This is a genomic window from Leucothrix pacifica (genome assembly GCF_003172875.1).
In the GTDB taxonomy this organism is placed as follows: Bacteria; Pseudomonadota; Gammaproteobacteria; order Thiotrichales; family Thiotrichaceae; genus Leucothrix; species Leucothrix pacifica.
Genome location: NZ_QGKM01000028.1, coordinates 1 through 17148, shown reverse-complemented (window position 1 = coordinate 17148; position 17148 = coordinate 1). Strand labels below are relative to the sequence as shown.

At 47.0% G+C, this 17148-nt stretch carries 15 protein-coding genes; 12 read left to right on the top strand and 3 right to left on the bottom strand.

Annotated elements, in window-relative coordinates:
• Window positions 1-13: 13 nt before the first annotated feature.
• Window positions 14-2656, bottom strand: a complete 2643-nt coding sequence (locus DKW60_RS11105) for an MGH1-like glycoside hydrolase domain-containing protein (protein ID WP_109837728.1) — start codon at window positions 2654-2656, stop codon at window positions 14-16.
• Window positions 2657-2806: 150 nt separating this feature from the next.
• Here DKW60_RS11105 and DKW60_RS11100 point away from each other — a divergent pair, with 150 nt between their 5' ends.
• From DKW60_RS11100 to DKW60_RS11060, 9 genes are all read left to right on the top strand, one after another.
• Complete coding sequence (locus DKW60_RS11100) at window positions 2807-2953, top strand: hypothetical protein (protein WP_219988721.1); 147 nt, start codon at window positions 2807-2809, stop codon at window positions 2951-2953.
• Window positions 2925-3143 (top strand): helix-turn-helix domain-containing protein, encoded by a 219-nt coding sequence (locus tag DKW60_RS11095; protein ID WP_109837727.1) that lies wholly within the window; start codon window positions 2925-2927, stop codon window positions 3141-3143. The genes DKW60_RS11100 and DKW60_RS11095 overlap by 29 nt, the downstream gene beginning before the upstream one ends.
• A 48-nt stretch (window positions 3144-3191) precedes the next feature.
• Window positions 3192-4868: a SulP family inorganic anion transporter gene (locus tag DKW60_RS11090; protein ID WP_219988720.1), complete on the top strand. Its 1677-nt coding sequence runs from the start codon at window positions 3192-3194 to the stop codon at window positions 4866-4868.
• 76 nt (window positions 4869-4944) lie between these two features.
• The gene (locus tag DKW60_RS11085) at window positions 4945-5190 is read left to right on the top strand and encodes a DUF6364 family protein (RefSeq protein WP_109837726.1); all 246 of its coding nucleotides are present in this window, start codon (window positions 4945-4947) and stop codon (window positions 5188-5190) included.
• Window positions 5187-5597: a type II toxin-antitoxin system VapC family toxin gene (locus DKW60_RS11080; protein ID WP_109837725.1), complete on the top strand. Its 411-nt coding sequence runs from the start codon at window positions 5187-5189 to the stop codon at window positions 5595-5597. Before DKW60_RS11085 ends, DKW60_RS11080 begins: the two co-directional genes overlap by 4 nt.
• A gap of 310 nt (window positions 5598-5907) precedes the next feature.
• Window positions 5908-7428, top strand: coding sequence for a type I restriction-modification system subunit M (locus tag DKW60_RS11075; RefSeq protein ID WP_109837724.1), 1521 nt, complete (start codon window positions 5908-5910; stop codon window positions 7426-7428).
• Entirely contained in the window at window positions 7418-8713 is a 1296-nt protein-coding gene (locus DKW60_RS11070; RefSeq protein WP_109837723.1) for a restriction endonuclease subunit S, read from the top strand. Before DKW60_RS11075 ends, DKW60_RS11070 begins: the two co-directional genes overlap by 11 nt.
• Window positions 8714-8761: 48 nt before the next feature.
• The gene (locus DKW60_RS11065) at window positions 8762-12010 is read left to right on the top strand and encodes a type I restriction endonuclease subunit R (protein ID WP_109837722.1); all 3249 of its coding nucleotides are present in this window, start codon (window positions 8762-8764) and stop codon (window positions 12008-12010) included.
• Between the two features lie 5 nt (window positions 12011-12015).
• Window positions 12016-12813 carry a M48 family metallopeptidase gene (locus tag DKW60_RS11060; RefSeq protein WP_245929687.1) on the top strand — a complete coding sequence of 266 codons (798 nt, stop codon included), beginning with the start codon at window positions 12016-12018 and terminating at the stop codon, window positions 12811-12813.
• A gap of 52 nt (window positions 12814-12865) precedes the next feature.
• On the opposite strand, the gene DKW60_RS11055 is transcribed toward DKW60_RS11060, so the two are convergent.
• Window positions 12866-13084, bottom strand: coding sequence for a ribbon-helix-helix domain-containing protein (locus tag DKW60_RS11055; protein WP_109837721.1), 219 nt, complete (start codon window positions 13082-13084; stop codon window positions 12866-12868).
• Window positions 13081-13362 (bottom strand): PIN domain-containing protein, encoded by a 282-nt coding sequence (locus DKW60_RS11050; protein ID WP_181389662.1) that lies wholly within the window; start codon window positions 13360-13362, stop codon window positions 13081-13083. The genes DKW60_RS11055 and DKW60_RS11050 overlap by 4 nt, the downstream gene beginning before the upstream one ends.
• Before the next feature lie 110 nt (window positions 13363-13472).
• On the opposite strand from DKW60_RS11050, the gene DKW60_RS11045 reads away from it, so the two are divergent.
• The 3 genes from DKW60_RS11045 (at window position 13473) to DKW60_RS11035 (ending at window position 16807) form a co-directional block, all read left to right on the top strand.
• Window positions 13473-14744 carry an AAA family ATPase gene (locus DKW60_RS11045; RefSeq protein ID WP_109837719.1) on the top strand — a complete coding sequence of 424 codons (1272 nt, stop codon included), beginning with the start codon at window positions 13473-13475 and terminating at the stop codon, window positions 14742-14744.
• Entirely contained in the window at window positions 14741-15250 is a 510-nt protein-coding gene (locus DKW60_RS11040; protein ID WP_109837718.1) for a hypothetical protein, read from the top strand. The genes DKW60_RS11045 and DKW60_RS11040 overlap by 4 nt, the downstream gene beginning before the upstream one ends.
• Before the next feature lie 201 nt (window positions 15251-15451).
• Entirely contained in the window at window positions 15452-16807 is a 1356-nt protein-coding gene (locus tag DKW60_RS11035) for an ATP-binding protein (RefSeq protein WP_109837717.1), read from the top strand.
• The last annotated feature ends 341 nt before the right edge of the window (window positions 16808-17148 follow it).

Genomic DNA, 17148 nt, shown 5'->3' with positions numbered 1-17148 from the left:
CCGCTCACTGACACTAATCCCCATCCAACAAATACGCCACACACCCGGTCCAGCCGGTTTGATGCGTCGCGCCAACTCCACGGCCATTATCACCATGAAAATACTCATAAAACAGGATTAAATCTTCAAAGTGCTCATCGCTGTAGGTGTCTTTGTGAAGTGCATGAATCGGGCGGTTGCCATCGGCATCTTTCCTAAACATCGCCACTAAGCGCTGGTTGATGTCGTCGCTGACTTCTTTGAGGTTGATGTTCCTTTCTTCATTAATAGCGCAGTCGATGGTGAACTCATCACCATAGTATTTGTGGTATTCCATCAGCGACTGCACAAACAGAAAGTTCATGGGAATCCAGATCGGCCCGCGCCAGTTGGAATTGCCTCCGAACAGATTGGTGGTGGACTCTGCCGGATCGTATTGCACCGAGAAGTGCTGACCTTCTATGTGTATGTTGTAAGGCTCACTGTGTTTTTTCGACAAGGAGCGAATGCCGTAATCACTGAGGAATTCATTCTCATCCAGTAACGCGCCTAGCAGTTTTTTGAGCCGCTGCTTTGGTACCAGTGACAGCAGTAAGTCGCCATCGTCTTTGAGTTCTTCAATGACGCGGTATTTATTGTGCTTTCGACGGTAATTAAAGAACCACTTTAACTTGCTGTAAAAGCTTTTAACGTTGTCTAACTTCTCGCGTTCCAGCACTAACACCGAGTTCAGTGTCATTAAGCCTACTAAGGATCTGACTTTGATCGGAATGTATTGCTCTTTTGGTAAAGCCAGAATGTCATAGAAAAAGCCTTCGCTTTCATCCCAGTTACCGACCCAGTCATGCCCCATTTTATTGAGCGATTCTGAGATATACACGAAGTGCTCGAAGTACTTGGTACACATGTCCTCATAGGCATTGTCTTCGGTGGAAATCTCTAAGGCGATCTGTAACATATTCAGTGAAAACATGGCCATCCATGCCGTGCCGTCAGCTTGCTCTAAGTGGCCACCACCCGGAATCTCCTTGCTGCGGTCAAACACACCAATGTTATCTAAGCCTAAAAAGCCGCCTTCAAACACATTGTTATTACTGCGGTCTTTTTGGTTTACCCACCAGGTAAAGTTCAGTGACAGCTTATTAAAGACGCGCTTTAAAAAGGTGATATCACCTTTGCCTGTCTTCTGCTTATCAATCTCATAAACCTTGTAAGCCGCCCACGCATGTACCGGTGGGTTCACATCGGAAAAGTGCCACTCATACGCGGGAATCTGTCCATTGGGTGCCATATACCATTCATGCAACACCATAATCAGCTGGTTCTTAGCAAACTCAGGATCAATCATGGCCAGCGGTAAGGTATGAAACGCCAGGTCCCACACCGCATACCAAGGGTATTCCCACTTGTCCGGCATCGAGATGATGTCTTCATTATTGAGGGTCATCCAGTCTTTATTGCGTCCCTTTTTTCTTGCTTCAGGCGGAGGCGTTAATCCGGGGTCGCCTTTTATCCAAGACTCCATATCGATGTTGTAATACTGCTTAGACCACAGCATACCGGCAAAGGCTTGGCGTTGAATATTGGCGGCGTCCTCGCCTTGTTGTTTCTCACAAAATGGCGCGTAGAAGTCATCGGCTTCTTGCTGTCTTAATGCAAAGATGGCATCAAACTCGTCGGTTAGTGGTGTTGCCGTGTAGTGCTGCTTTGAGAAGCGTAAACGGATTTCAATATGGCCCTGGCTGTCGATGCTTTGTTGAAACATCGGGGCAAATTTCGAACCCTGAGAAGCTGCTTGTGTCAGGCTGAAGTCATTGCCCACGACGGCGTCGTGGAACAAATCTTTAACATATGGCGTTTTATTGGGTTGGCCATACAACTTGTCAGTGTTGGTTTCGTTTTCGGTGAACATCCACTGGTCTGGTTTGTCGAAGGCCAGATAGTAGTCGCCGAGTTTTGGATGTGTGAGCTTTACTGTACCGAAGCCATCAGCCTCAGTATGTTTGGTAATATTGTGAGCACGCTCAGTCTGCCCAAAGCGCCATAAATTGCGTAGCCACAGGGTAGGGAGGACGGTAATGTTAGCCGCTTCCGGTCCCCGGTTGTGTACCGTGATCTTGACCAGAATGTCTTCTTCATCCGCCTTGGCGTATTCGGTAAACACATCGAAATAGCGATTGTCATCAAACACACCGGTATCAAGTATTTCGTACTCAAGCTCTTGTCGGTTGCGTTTTTGATTGGTCTCCAGTAAATCCTGGTAGGGGTAAGCCTGCTGCGGGTATTTGTACAGGTTTTTCATATAGGAGTGCGTTGGCGTGCTGTCCAGATAGTAGTACAGCTCTTTGCAGTCCTCGCCGTGGTTGCCCTGCGGCCCCGTTAAACCGTAGAGACGTTCTTTTAGATAAGGGTCATTGCCATTCCATAAAGTGACCGCAAAACAAACCGCACAGTGACGATCTGAAATCCCCGCGATGCCATCTTCACCCCAGCGATAGGTGCGGCTGCGGGCGTGTTCGTGCGGAAAATAATCCCATGCATCACCGCCGGCACTGTAGTCCTCGCGCACTGTGCCCCATTGACGCTCGCTGAGGTAAGGGCCCCATTCCAACCATTTTTTCTTATCGGAGTAGTGTTCGTTTAAGCGTTGTTGTTCTGCATTTTTTTGGGTCGACATAGTACGGAATATTTATCATTTTTTAGATGAGTTTATTATTGGGAGATTTTACCGAAATGTATACGTCTTTACCCAAAATGTTTAACGGCATTATGGCCTTCGTCCTCTATATTAGTCACATCAATAATTTACACATGAAGGATTTAAACAATGGCTGATAACACATTTGGAAAGCAGGGCTGGACACCAGAGCGTATTGGTTCTCTTGACGGAAAAGTATTTGTCATCACCGGTGCCAATAGCGGTACCCGTTTTAAAGACGTGCTCAATGATTACTTTGAAAGCGGCAACCGGTAAAACGGCAATCGATCAGATCAACCTGTATTTGGTCGAAGAGGCAAAGCACCTTTTGCTGGCACCGAATGCCTCGGTTTCTCAGACGGCTTATCACTTGGGCTTTGAATATCCGCAGTATTTTTCGCGTTTGTTTAAAAAGAAAACAGGGCAAAGTCCGAAAGACTACATTCAGTCGGCATCGATGCATTAAGTTACGCCTTAGGGTATTGGACAAAACAAAGTATCATTCGTTACAGTTGTGAAACTTTTTGACGAGGGCTTAGGTTTGTTTGGAAACCGTTTTGACGATTTTAATCTGAAGGGTGACATCTTTGGCGGAGTGACCACGGCGGTTATCTCTCTGCCATTGGCTCTGGCCTTTGGTGTGGCCTCCGGCGCGGGCGCTGAAGCCGGGCTTTGGGGCGCGATTTTGGTGGGCTTTTTTGCTGCCTTTTTCGGTGGCTCGACGACCCTGATCTCTGAACCAACCGGCCCCATGACCGTCATTATGACCGCCGTATTGACCGGCATGGTCGCCAAATACCCCGAATCCGGCATCGCCATCTCGTTTACGGTGGTGATGATGGCCGGCGCGTTTCAGGTCTTACTGGGCACACTTAAGCTCGGTAAATACATCACCTTAATGCCCTATAGTGTGATCTCTGGCTTTATGTCGGGAATCGGTATCATTCTGATTTTATTGCAAATATCACCGCTGCTGGGTCACGCTGCACCACCCGGAGGCGTGATGGGCACACTGACCGAGCTGCCCAATACCATCGCCAATATGAAACCAAATGAGCTGCTACTGGGTGCGCTCACGCTGGCGATTCTGTTCTTATTCCCCAAGAAACTTCGCAAGTACGTGCCCGCGCAATTGGTCGCACTGCTGGTGGTGACTTTAGTGTCAGTCCTCTTTTTTAGCAGCGACAGCATTCGCCGCATCGGTGAAATTCCGGCGGGTTTACCATCCTTGGTCATCCCGCATTTTAATTTAGAAATCTTCACCGAGATGGTGATTGATGCGCTGGTGCTGGGCACCTTAGGCTGTATTGATACCTTGCTCACGGCCGTTATCGGTGACTCACTCACCCGAAAAGAACACGACTCGGATAAAGAACTGCGCGGGCAGGGCTTTGCCAATATGATCTCCGGATTGTTTGGTGCATTGCCGGGGGCTGGTGCAACCATGGGAACCGTCACAAATATTCAGGTCGGTGCGCGCTCGCCGGCATCGGGCATGGTGCGTGCGCTGGTGCTGGCTTTGGTAGTACTGGTAGCCGGTGGTTTGACCGAACCCATTCCGATGGCAGTATTGGCGGGCATTGCCGTTTATGTCGGGATTAATATTCTGGATTGGAGCTTTATCCAACGCGCGCATAAAGTCAGCGTACCGGCGATGGCGATTATGTATGGCGTTATGCTGCTGACAGTGTTTGTTGACCTGATTGTGGCCGTTGGGCTGGGCGTATTTATCTCGAATATTATTATTATCGAACGCCTGAGCCGTGAGCATGTGCGTCAGGTGCGGGCGATCAGTGATGCGGATGGCAATATTGTGCCGCTATCTGAAGATGAGCGCGCCTTACTGGATCGGGCAAAGGGCAAGCTGCTGTTTTTCTACCTGTCTGGCCCGATGATTTTTAGTGTGTCTAAGGCGATTTCCCGCCAGCATCGCCGCATCGCGGATTATGAAGTGATGGTGCTTGATTTGACCGATGTGCCCATGATTGATGTGACCGTTGGGCTGGCGCTGGAAAATGCCATCAAGGATGCGCAAGAAGTGAACTGTGAAGTGCTTTTATTATGCCCGAATGAGCAGACGCGTCAGCAGTTAGAGAAGTTTCATGTGATTGATTTGGTGCCAGAGGCCAATACTTATGCTGTACGCACGGCAGCGCTGGAAGCGGCATTGGGTTTTTTGGAGCAGGGGTAGGTGACCTTCCGAAATTGCTTTTCTATATAAATGCCGTACAATAATTAAAACCAAGCTGTACAGAGAGCGTTTAGCTATGGAAACACAAAAACTCACAGTGCGATTGTCGCAAGATGATCTTCAATTTCTAAAGCAATTTGCGTTTGATCATAAACTAACGGTAACAGAGTTAATTCGCCGTCAGCTAGCGAGCTTACGGCGACAAAGTAACGCTGAAATTTCACCGCTACTCCAGCCGATAACGGGTATTTTGCCGCAAAATATTGATCTCTCTGAGGCTCGAAAGGAATATCACGATTATCTATTGGATAAGCATCAATGAAAGTACTCTTTGACCTGAATATTTTGCTTGATGTGATGCAACAGCGAGAAGCCTTCTACGCTGCTTCCGCGGCTGCACTTAGTAAATCGCTAAACAAAGAATGTGAAGGTCTTGTTCCCGGACGTGCGGTAACCACACTTCATTATTTACTTTCGCGCTACACCAATAAGCAGAAAGCGGATGAAGGTATTGACTTCCTACTGGATCATTTTGTGGTAGTGAATGCTGAAAGCGATGTGTTTCGAAATGCACGCCAGCTTGCCATGAAGGACTTTGAGGATGCAGTCGTTGCGTCGATTGCTGCTAAAGCAGGGTGTGACGTTATAGTGACTCGTAATATTAATGATTTTAAACAGTCACCAGTGCCTGCACTTTTGCCTCAGGAGTTTTTAGAGCGCTTGAGTTGAATGTTTAAGGAGTTTTCAATGGTTAAACTTCATGCCTCAAGCCATGGTAAAAGAATCTATGAGTAAGCAGGCTTTGTGCAGGCTGATGGTTATATGAGTTTGATGTTGTAATTGAGCGGTATCTGTAGCTTTATCAAAGCCTGTTACGGGGTGCCAAAGGCCAGTTTAGCTGAGAGAGTGCAATGCTAACTCAGTGTAGATGTGGTATAAGATAACAAAACATGCCAGTTGCAACTTCTGGCAGATACTGCCCATTACTTCGCGGTATTTAATGGGCTACCGGGGTCAACATCAACAGGAATCAGAACAAATGACCGACACTGTTCAAATCAATCAGGACGATATCAACAAAGCCGTCTGGGCAGCCTGCGACACCTTTCGCGGCGTAATCAGTGCGGACACCTACAAAGACTTTATCCTGACCATGTTGTTCTTAAAATACATCTCGGATGTGTATAGGGACGAATACAACAAGCTGGTCACGCAGTACGGCGAAAACCCTGAGCTGATTCACGCCATGATGTCAAAGCAGCGCTTTGTACTGCCTGAGGGTGCAAGCTTTTGGGATTTGTATGAACTGCGTTACGAAGCGGGTAATGGTGAGCGCATCGACAAGGCGCTTCATGCCATTGAAGAAGCCAACGGCAGCAAGCTGAAAAACGTGTTTCAGGACATTAGTTTTAACACCGACCGCTTAGGGCAGGAAAAGCAGAAAAACGAACTGCTGCGTCACCTGCTGGAAGACTTTGGCAAAGACATTCTCAACTTAAGCTCTGAGCGTGTCGGTAGCTTAGACATTATCGGAAATGCTTATGAATACCTGATCAAACACTTCGCCGCCAGTAGCGGCAAAACCGCCGGTGAGTTTTATACGCCACCGGAAGTCTCGGACTTACTGGCCACCATTTTAGAGCCTGTTGAAGGTGATGAAATTTGCGATCCCGCTTGTGGTTCGGGGTCGTTGTTGATGAAGTGTGGCGCGATGGTGCGCAAAAATTCAGGCTCCAGAAAATACGCTTTATACGGGCAGGAAGCCATTGGCTCGACCTGGGCCTTGGCCAAAATGAATATGTTCCTGCACGGTGAAGACAACCACCGCATTGAGTGGGGCGACACCATTCGCAACCCCTTGCTATTGGAAAAAGACGGCACCGCTTTATTGCACTTTGACATCGTGACCGCCAACCCACCGTTTTCATTGGATAAATGGGGGCATGAAGACGCCAGCGCTGACCCTTACGGGCGCTTTAGACGCGGCACGCCACCCAAAACCAAAGGTGACTACGCCTTTATCAGTCACATGATCGAAACCCTAAAACCCGACACAGGCCGCATGGGCGTGGTGGTGCCACATGGCGTGTTGTTTAGAGCCTCATCCGAAGGGAAAATCCGCAAGCAGCTGATCGAAGAAAACTTGCTGGACACCGTCATCGGCTTACCTGAAAAACTCTTTTTTGGCACGGGCATCCCTGCGGCGATTTTGATTTTCAAAAAGCACAAGACCGATAAAAACGTGTTGTTTATTGATGCCAGCCGTGAGTTTAAATCGGGTAAAAACCAAAACCAGCTGACCCCTGAGAATATCCAGAAAATCATCGACACCTACCAAGCGCGTGAGACGGTGGATAAATACGCCTACCTCGCCAGCCTCGATGAGATTACCGAAAACGACTTTAACCTCAATATCCCGCGCTATGTGGATACCTTTGAAGAAGAAGCGGAAATTGATTTAGTCGCCGTGCGTACCGAGCGATTGCAGCTAAAAAGTGAGCTGGAAGCGCTTGAGGGAGAAATGAAGGGGTATTTGGAGGAGTTGGGTTATGGGAACTAAAAATTTAGTGCTAGCTCATAAGCTTATCGGAGAGATCCCTAAAGACTGGAAATATATCGACTTTCACGAAATATATTTAAAACCCATACGAGACTTCGGGAGCTTTTCATCCACCAAGCTTATTACTTTTCTTAGTGAGGGGATTCCCTTTATCAAGTCGGAAATGATTAAAGAAGGAATAATTGATTGGGAAAATGTCTCATACATATCAGAAGATGTTCACAAAGTATTGAATAAATCGTATGTCACAAGTAACACGATTTTATTTTCAAAAATTGGCTCTGCACTAGGAAAAGCTGTAGTTTATGAGGGTGAATTAGGAGAGTGCAATAGCAATGCTGCGGTTGCTAAAATCTTGCTAGATGATGAAAAAGCAGATAGATACTTTTATACGTATTTACTAAATAATCCAATTGCCAAACGCCAGTTTATAAGGATGGTTATTAGTCTTCTTCCGAGAATCAATTTGGGAGATATTAATAGTCTGATTTTTCCATACCCCCCACTCCCAGAACAACGCAAAATCGCCAAAATCCTATCCACTTGGGATAAAGCGATTAACACCACTGAGCGCCTAATCGACAATAGCAAGCAGCAGAAAAAAGCGCTAATGCAACAACTGCTCACGGGTAAAAAGCGCCTGCTTGATGATTCGAGGCGGGTGTTTGAGGGGGAGTGGGAAGAGGTTAGGCTGGGACAAATTACTGAGTTCATAAAAGACGGTACGCATGGAACTCATAAGAGGTATGAAACAGGCATTCCAATGCTATCAGCTGCAAATATAACGAAGAGCCACAAAATAAGTTTTAAAGGTGCGCCATTCATTAGTGGGAATGATTATAAGAAAATCCATTCCAAATACGAGATAAGTAGCGGAGATATACTCCTTACTGTTGTTGGTACTCTAGGAAGAGTCGCCATAGTGTCAGAGGACAGAAAATTTACCTTACAAAGAAGTGTGGCAATAATAAGGGTATCAAATAAGGCTGATAATCAATTCTTGATGCAGCTCTTCAGTTCTAACGATTTCAATCATCTTCTAGTCAGAAAATCTAACTCAACAGCTCAAGCTGGTGTTTACCTTGGTGAGTTAGCAAGAATTAAGATATTACTTCCACCAATCGAAGAGCAACACAAAATTGCCTCTGTGTTTACTAATGCTGATCAAGAAATCGAACGACTAGAACAACAACTAGCCGACCTCAAACAAGAGAAAAAAGCCCTAATGCAGCAATTGCTCACCGGCAAGCGCCGCGTAAAACTGGATGATACAGCCGCCGCATAATCACACCCACACAACCGCATACCGTTCAAAAAGGAATCCTAAACCATCATGGCTACCGTTAAATTCCAAGAAGAATTCAGTGCAAAAATCCCCGCGCTTACACTGCTAAGCACATTAGGCTATACCTTCGTATCACCTGCATCGTGCAGCAAGCAACAGGTGGTGCTAGCCTCGGTCATGCGCTCGTTTTTAGCGGGTCAAACCTTCTCCTTTGGCGGTAAGCAGCACACGCTGTCGGAGGCAGCGATTGATAAAGTCATGCAGGAACTCAGCCCTGCTATGAACCTCGGTTTAAAAGCGGCCAATGAAAAAATCTACGATGCACTCATGTATGGCATCAGCGTCACGGAGTTTATCGACGGCAAGAAAGCCTCGCCCACTATTCAACTCATCGACTGGCAAGACATCAGCCGCAATCAGTTTCATTTTACCGAAGAGTTTGTCGTCGCCAACGCGCAAGGCACTAGCACGGTACGCCCTGACATCGTGTGCTTTGTCAACGGCTTGCCGCTGGTGGTGATCGAAGCCAAACGCCCCGCGTCAAACAAACCCGGCCAATCCACCAACACTGAGGCCGTGTCACAACACATTCGTAACCAAGGCCAAACCGAAATCCCACACCTGTATGCCTATAGCCAGCTGCTACTTGCGATTAATGGGCATGAGGGCTTATACGGCACCTGCGGCACGCCCGATAAGTTTTGGGCAACATGGAAAGAAGAAGAGATTCCTGAGGCGGAGTTTGTTCGCTTAAAAAATCGCGCACTCAGCGACGCGCAGCTCACCACGCTGTTTGCCCATCGACCTGCACATGAGTTGCAAGATTACCGAGCACTGATTGCAGGGGGTGATTTGACCGTCACCAACCAAGACCGATTACTAATCAGTTTATTACGCCCTGACCGCTTATTAGACATGACGCGCTTATTTACCTTGTTTGATAAAAAGGCCGGCAAAATCGTTGCGCGTTATCAGCAAGTGTTTGGCATTAAAGCGCTGATCGAGCGCATTAACCGCTATGACGAGAAAGGCGCGCGTGAAGGCGGCGTGATCTGGCACACCACGGGCAGCGGTAAGTCGTTTACCATGGTGTTCTTATCCAAAGCCTTGATCTGGCTGGAGTCCTTGGCCAAGTGTCGGGTGATTATCGTCACCGACCGCGTGGATTTGGAAGACCAGTTAAGCCGTACCTTTGCTTCGGGTGGTGCACTGTCTGACCGAGATAAAAAGGATGCCATGGCGTCCTCTGGCAAGCGCTTGGCTGAGCAGATTGGGCAAGGCAATGAACGGGTGATTTTCTCGATCATTAATAAGTTTGGTTCTGCGGTAAAGGATAAAGCGTGTTACAACGACAGCCCCGATATTTTGGTGTTGGTGGATGAAGGTCACCGCAGCCAAAATGGTGAAAACAATATTCGTATGCAGCAGGCTTTACCCAAAGCGGCGTTTATTGCGTTTACCGGCACACCGTTGTTAAAAGATGATAAGACGGAAAATAAGTTCGGCAAGATTATTCATTCCTACACCATGCAGCAAGCGGTTGAAGATAAGACCGTCACGCCTTTGTTGTATGAGGAGCGTATTCCTGAGTTAAACGTCAATGACAAAGCGATTGATGCGTGGTTTGAGCGCAGTACCAGTAAGCTCAGTGATAAACAAAAAACGGATTTAAAAAAGAAGTTTTCGCAAAAGGGGCAAATCTACCAAACCGAGGGCCGCATTGAACTCATCGCCTTTGATATTGCCGATCACTTTCAAAACTTTAAGCGCTTGGGTTTAAAAGGCCAGCTCGCTTGTGACTCTAAAGCCTCAGCCATTCGCTATAAGCAAGCCTTGGATAAACTCGGCACGGTTACATCGGTGGTGGCAATGTCCGCACCGGATACCCGTGAAGGCCATGAAGCGGTGGATCAGGAGAGCAAGGATATTGTGCAAAACTGGTGGAAGGCGCACGTCGGTCATCAGGACGAAAAAGCCTACACCAAAGCCATTATCGAAGACTACGGTCGGGATGATGGGCCAGACATTATGATTGTGGTGGACAAGCTGCTAACGGGCTTTGATGAGCCTAAAAACACGGTGTTATACATCGATAAACCGCTTAAAGAGCACAATCTGATACAGGCAATTGCGCGGGTAAATCGCTTGCACGAAAAAAAGCAGTTTGGTTATTTGATTGATTATCGCGGTATTTTGAAAGAGCTGGACACCACCATTGAGAAGTACCAAGACCTTGCCGAGCGCACTCAAGGCGGCTTTGATATTGATGACTTGAAAGGCTTGTATAACCGCATGGACACGGAGTACAAAAAGCTGCCGGGCTTGCACCGTGATTTGTGGGACATCTTTGCTGAGGTAAAAAACAAGCAGGACGGGCCAGCCTTGCGTCAGGTGTTAGCGCCTAAGATTTCAGAGATGGGTGGTCAATTAACGGATACTAATCAAAAAAAGCGTGAAGATTTTTATGATGCTTTAACCGCTTTTTCTAGCTGCATGAAAGTGGCTTTGCAGTCAGCGACTTATTTTGAAGATACGTCATTTGATACTAAGCGGGATGTGTATAAGCGTGATCTTAAAGCCTTTGCTGATTTGCGCAAGCAAGTGCGTGAGGATGCGGATGAGACCGTGGATTATGATGATTATGCTGAGGATATTCGCGGCTTACTGGATAGGCATATCGCGGGGATTGAGGTCAAAGAGCCAGAAGGCGCGTATTTGGTGGGTAACTTAGGCAAAGACGTAAAACCTGAAAGCCTCAGCGATGATGAAGCGCGTAACCAAACGGATAAAATCACGGGTCGCGTGACCAAAATGATTGAGCAGGATTTGGCGGATGACCCGTATGCGCAGGAATACTTTTCTAAGCTGCTCAAGCAGGCGATTGAAGATGCCAAAGCGATGTTTGATGCACCCGTAAAGCAGTACATGATATTTGCTGACATTGAAGCGGATGTGAAAGCCCGCAAAGTGGCGGATATGCCGACTGACTTTGTGGATGCATCGGGGACACTGAATCGACACGCGCAGGCGTATTTTGGTTTGTTTAAACACTTGTTTGATGCGGAGTTTTTGGAGAGTAAAAACTTAGACACCGAAACCTTAGTGAAATATGCCTTTGAAATTGATGAGGTGGTGAATACCGCCGTGGCGGAGTATTCGATTAACCCCGCTGAAATTGAAAACTCGATTCATGCCAAGTTATTGCCGATGTTGTTTGCCGATTTGGGGCTTGATAATGCGCAGAAGCTAATTGCCGAGGTGATTAATGTCACGCGCTTAGGTTTAGCGAGGAGCTAACAGGCGTGTCCAGCTCAGTAAAAAATGGCGTGTTCCCGTATGGGGATGATCTGATTCATTATCAGGTGATGCGCAAGTCACCGCCAAGTGAGACGGCTAAAGCACCTGCCCGTAAGGTGGTGATTAAGGTACACCCCGATCAGCGTGTGGTGGTGACAGCACCGCATGATGCCAGTGATGCAGCTATTCACGATGCGATTCAAAAACGCGCGCGTTGGATTTGGCAGAGTATCGAGGCATTTTCAAAACAACAAGATGCGGTATTGCCCCGACAGTATGTGAGTGGTGAAACGCAGTTTTATTTAGGCAAGCGTTATGTATTAAAAGTGATGGTCGATGCATCGCAAGTACCCAGCGTCAAACTCAGCTGCGGCAAGCTCAATGTCACACTAAAAAAAGCGCCTGCAATTGGCTCAGACAATGCGGATTACAATAGCCAGCGCACACAAGTGAAACCCCTGATTGATCGATGGTATCAGCACAAGGCGAAAGCCATTTTTCATGAACGTCTGACAGCACTTTTACCGACAACCACGTGGGTCACGGGGATACCATCCTTTCGCTTGATGGCGATGAAAAAGCAGTGGGGCAGTTGCTCCGCCAAAGGCAATTTAATGCTGAATCCTCACTTGGTAAAAGCGCCTAAGGAGTGTATTGATTATGTGATTTTGCATGAGCTTTGTCATATTGCTGAACATAACCACGGTGAACGCTTCTGGCGCTTGCTGACTCAGTCGATGCCGCATTGGAAGGAAGTGAAGGCCAAATTGGATGATATGGCGGAGCTTTATTTGAATGAGTGAGGAAGTTGATAATGCATTCCAACTATCCCGACATAGGGGCCTTCCTCATGAATCAGAAGCCTAAAGCATCTAATTCATCAAGCATCTGTAGCGCTTTTTTGGGGTTGCCTCGCAACTGTGTGGCGAGAAACTTCTGTTTAGCTTCTTCTTCAGCTAAGACGTGAGCGGAGAGTTCAAACATAAGTTTGTTCAAACTAATTTCTCGTACTTTAGCAATTGACTTAAGTTTTTCAGCCATGTCATCAGGTAAACGTATAGATAAAGTTGTCATGATCTAAGTACCCTCAATAGTTGTTCGGGAGTTATTACTTCATAGCCCAGTTGTTTGAGCTGAGCTTGGGCAAAGTCTGAAACGTTATTGGTGATTATATACCTTGCTTGAGCGGCAATTGCTAATTCTACCAAATGGTTGTCAGCTTCATCTTTTAAGTTTGGTCGCCATAAATAGCGGGCGTCAATGGGGGTACAGATACTTGCAAATCCATCTAAAAACTCCATTAACGAAACAGTTGTTTTCTTACAAAGCGACTGTATTTTTTCTCTGTTCAATAAGTCTTGCTTTCTGCCGAACACATTTATCAACGAATGCTCCCGAACTGATAGAATACGGTTATTATAAGTGCCACTTTCAAGATGGCCGCAACATTCAGGAGCCTGTGGTGATTAAAGAGCTAAGACTAAAAAACTGGAAGAGCTTTGACGAAGCAACGCTCTATATTGATCCGCTGACGATTATTATTGGAACCAATGTGAGTGGTAAATCCAATGCGCTTGATGCACTTACGTTTTTGCATCGTATTAGTCGTGGCGTGACTTTTGCTCAAGCGATCAATGGTGATTTGTCTTTTCCGGCACTGCGAGGCGGTATGGAGTGGGTTTGTCTGCAACCGCATAAGCAATTTGCCTTAGAAGTGATTACCGACGGGAACGGTGATTATGATGAATACCACTATTGTTTAGAGGTGCAAACTCAGGGTGCAAAGGCATTTGTTACAAACGAATCACTGAAAGCGGTGATACTGAGTGATGCAGGTACCGAAACGACAAGAGAGAAAACCCTTTTCAAGACACCCGATACTTTAGTCAATGATTCGAAAATAGCTGTGGTGGAGATCCCGAGAAGCGCTGTTACCTCTTCAGCACTCAAACTCACTACAAGTTACTCTGCCAATACAATATTTTTATTACAGGCTGAGCTAATGGAACCTGAAGATGATGAGGTTACTCATGCTATGAAGCATGTATTAACGCAGTTCAGAGGCATTTTTATCTTCGACCCAATCCCCAGCCATATGCGCGACTACTCGCCACTCTCCGATAAATTAGCCAGTGACGGCTCAAATATTGCTGGTGTGTTAGCCGATTTAGAAGCCTCAAAAAAACAGTCGATTGAACAAACACTCACCCAATACCTAAAAGCTCTGCCAGAGCGAGATATTCAAAAGGTGTGGACTGAAAAGATTGGCCGCTCCGCAACGGATGCCATGTTGTATTGCGAAGAAGCATGGTCAAAAGACACTGCGCATGAAATCGATGCCAGAGGCATGTCCGATGGCACATTGCGTTATCTCGGTATTCTGACCGCTTTGCTGACGCGAGATTCAGGGAGTTTGCTGGTGATTGAGGAGGTCGATAATGCACTTCATCCATCACGCGCTCAGGCACTGCTGGATATGCTAAGAACACTCGGCAAACAACGTGGTATCGACATCCTTGTAACCACTCATAATCCTGCACTGCTGGATGCAGCGGGTGTTCCTATGTTGCCATTTATTACGGTTGCACACCGGGATACTGAGAGCGGTTGTAGTGAATTGAAACCGTTGGAAGACTTAGAACAATTGCCAAAGCTTTTGGCGGGCGGAAGCCTTGGCAAACTTAGCAGTGCAGGGCGTATTGAATCTGCGCTCAAACTGGAGGATCAACAGTGAGTAAAGTGTTGATTCTTGATACTAGTATTCTGTGTGTCTGGTTGAATGTGCCGGGAATGGAAACCTGCGGCTCCGATGCAGATCGCTGGGATCGTGATCGGGTTGATCAGAAAATCTCTGAGGAAATGGTTGCAAAGACGACGTTTGTCTTACCCATGGCTACGTTAATTGAAACCGGAAATCATATTGCACAAGCAGCCCATAGTCGTTGGGAGCGTGCAAATGCCTTAGCGGAGATCATTAGGAAAAGCGCTCAGGATTTGGAACCGTGGGCGGCGTTTTCGCACCAGTCTGATTTATGGTCACCGGAAGGTTTGGAAAAGCTCGCCGACAGTTGGCCGTCATTAGCAAATCAATGTATTTCAATTGGCGACGCCACCATCAAGGATGTTGCGGAGTTCTATGCTCAGTCACGGTTTGCCGTTGAAATTCTAACGGGTGATGAAGGGCTAAAAAGCTATGAGCCTGTGACGGCGACTGAAACACCACGCCGCCGCAAGCGCTAGGTTCAAACAGGCCATGCCCGCTTCGCTGGCGTAAACATTACTTGCGAATGGCGTGGATATTCAGCGCATCGCCACATTCAATGCGATTGAAATGGGCGGCATACTAGCCAGCGCATCTGCAAAAAAATCCTAAAAACACCCTATAACTTTTACAAAATATGCTATAAAACACCCTATAACTTTTACATTGATAGCCGTGTTATGTATCGCAAGCATATAAAATATATAGAAAATTGGTATCACAGAACATCACGTAAGCCGCTCATCATTCGTGGCGCGAGACAAGTGGGTAAAACAACCGCGGTTAACTTAGCGGCGGAGGCACTGGGTGTTGAGCTAATCACACTCAATATGGAAGACCCACAAAGCTTTGTTTCCGAATTGCCAAAGAATGACCCAGAGGTCATATTTGAACTGATTGCACTCAGCCAAGGCAAAGTATCTCTTGATCCTGATAAGACACTGTTCTTCTTTGATGAGGCTCAGGAGCATCCTGCCATCATTCCTTTCTTACGGTATTGCTATGAAAAAGCACCGCAGTATCGGGTAGTGCTGACGGGCTCGTTGTTGGAATTTGTCATCAATGCACCGGACTTTTCGTTTCCTGTCGGGCGGGTCGAGTTCTTATACATCAACCCGATGACGTTTGATGAGTACTTACGCGGCATTGATCAGGCACCTTTAGCAGACAAGTTAGCTGAGTTTAGTTGGGGTAAGCTACCCAGCCGGGCATTACACGACATGTATACGGAGCGGTTACGGGCTTATGTCGTGACGGGTGGAATGCCAGAAGCCGTGAAAACATACCGTGATACCCAGTCATGGTTAGAGGTTGCCCGTGTTAAAGAGTCCATCTTAGACACTTACTATGCTGACTTTGGTAAATACCATCGTCATGTGAAAAGTGACGTCATCCAGCAAGTGTTTCGCAAACTGTCATTCACGATTTCTGAAAAGACTGTTTATACCCAGCTTGCCAGTGGTGAGCGCAGTGAAACGAATAAAAAAGCGCTTGAAGCACTAGAGCTGGCGCGTGTTGTTAGCCGTTGTTATCACTCCGCAGGCAATGGCGCGCCACTCGCTGCCGAGCAAAAAGACAATCACTTCAAAACCTTCTTCCTTGATATCGGTTTAGTGCTGAGCGCGCTGGGCTTACAGCTGGACTCTATTGATCGTGAACTCAATAACACGGCCAGAGGGGCCTTGGCAGAGCAGTTCATCGCACAACATTTATTGGATGATCGTGAGCTGTTTCAACGACCACAGCTGCATTACTGGCAGCGTCAAAAAGCAGGCGCGACCTCTGAAATTGATTTCTTGACGGTTAAGCAGGGCAAGGTTGTGCCTGTTGAGGTTAAGTCTGGAGCATCGGGTGCGATGAAGTCATTGCAGGTGTTTATGAGCAGCAAAGAATCGCATGCAGGTGTCGCGCTGCGCTTTTTGAATAACTTGCCGAAGCGGCAGGATGTGCCACTGGTTCAGGGTGGTCGTTATGAGCTGGTAAGCTTGCCCCATTATTTGGTGGAGTATTGGCGGGAGTGGGTTGCCTGCGATTAAAATGAATACGGTCATTATCGTTAAGGATCACGGTGCACTTAGTGAGCCGGATACCTAGGTTGGTTTTGAATTGTCCGAAGTGGCGTCAAGTAAAGATGGTATCGCTTTTCAAGCTATGACACTGGTGCGTTAGCTAACAAAATGCTATCCAGTACATGTTTGGTTTAATCGATTGGAATTGCTACTAGCACGTAATCAAGGAGAATGATATGAACGCATCCCAACCTTAAATCAGAGTGGTTAATCAGACCGAAAAGAGGTGAATACTCCCGGCCTGCGGCATCAAAGTGCCCAAGTCGTGGTAAAACAAGTTCTCCACATCGGTCTCAGGAGTATTCAGG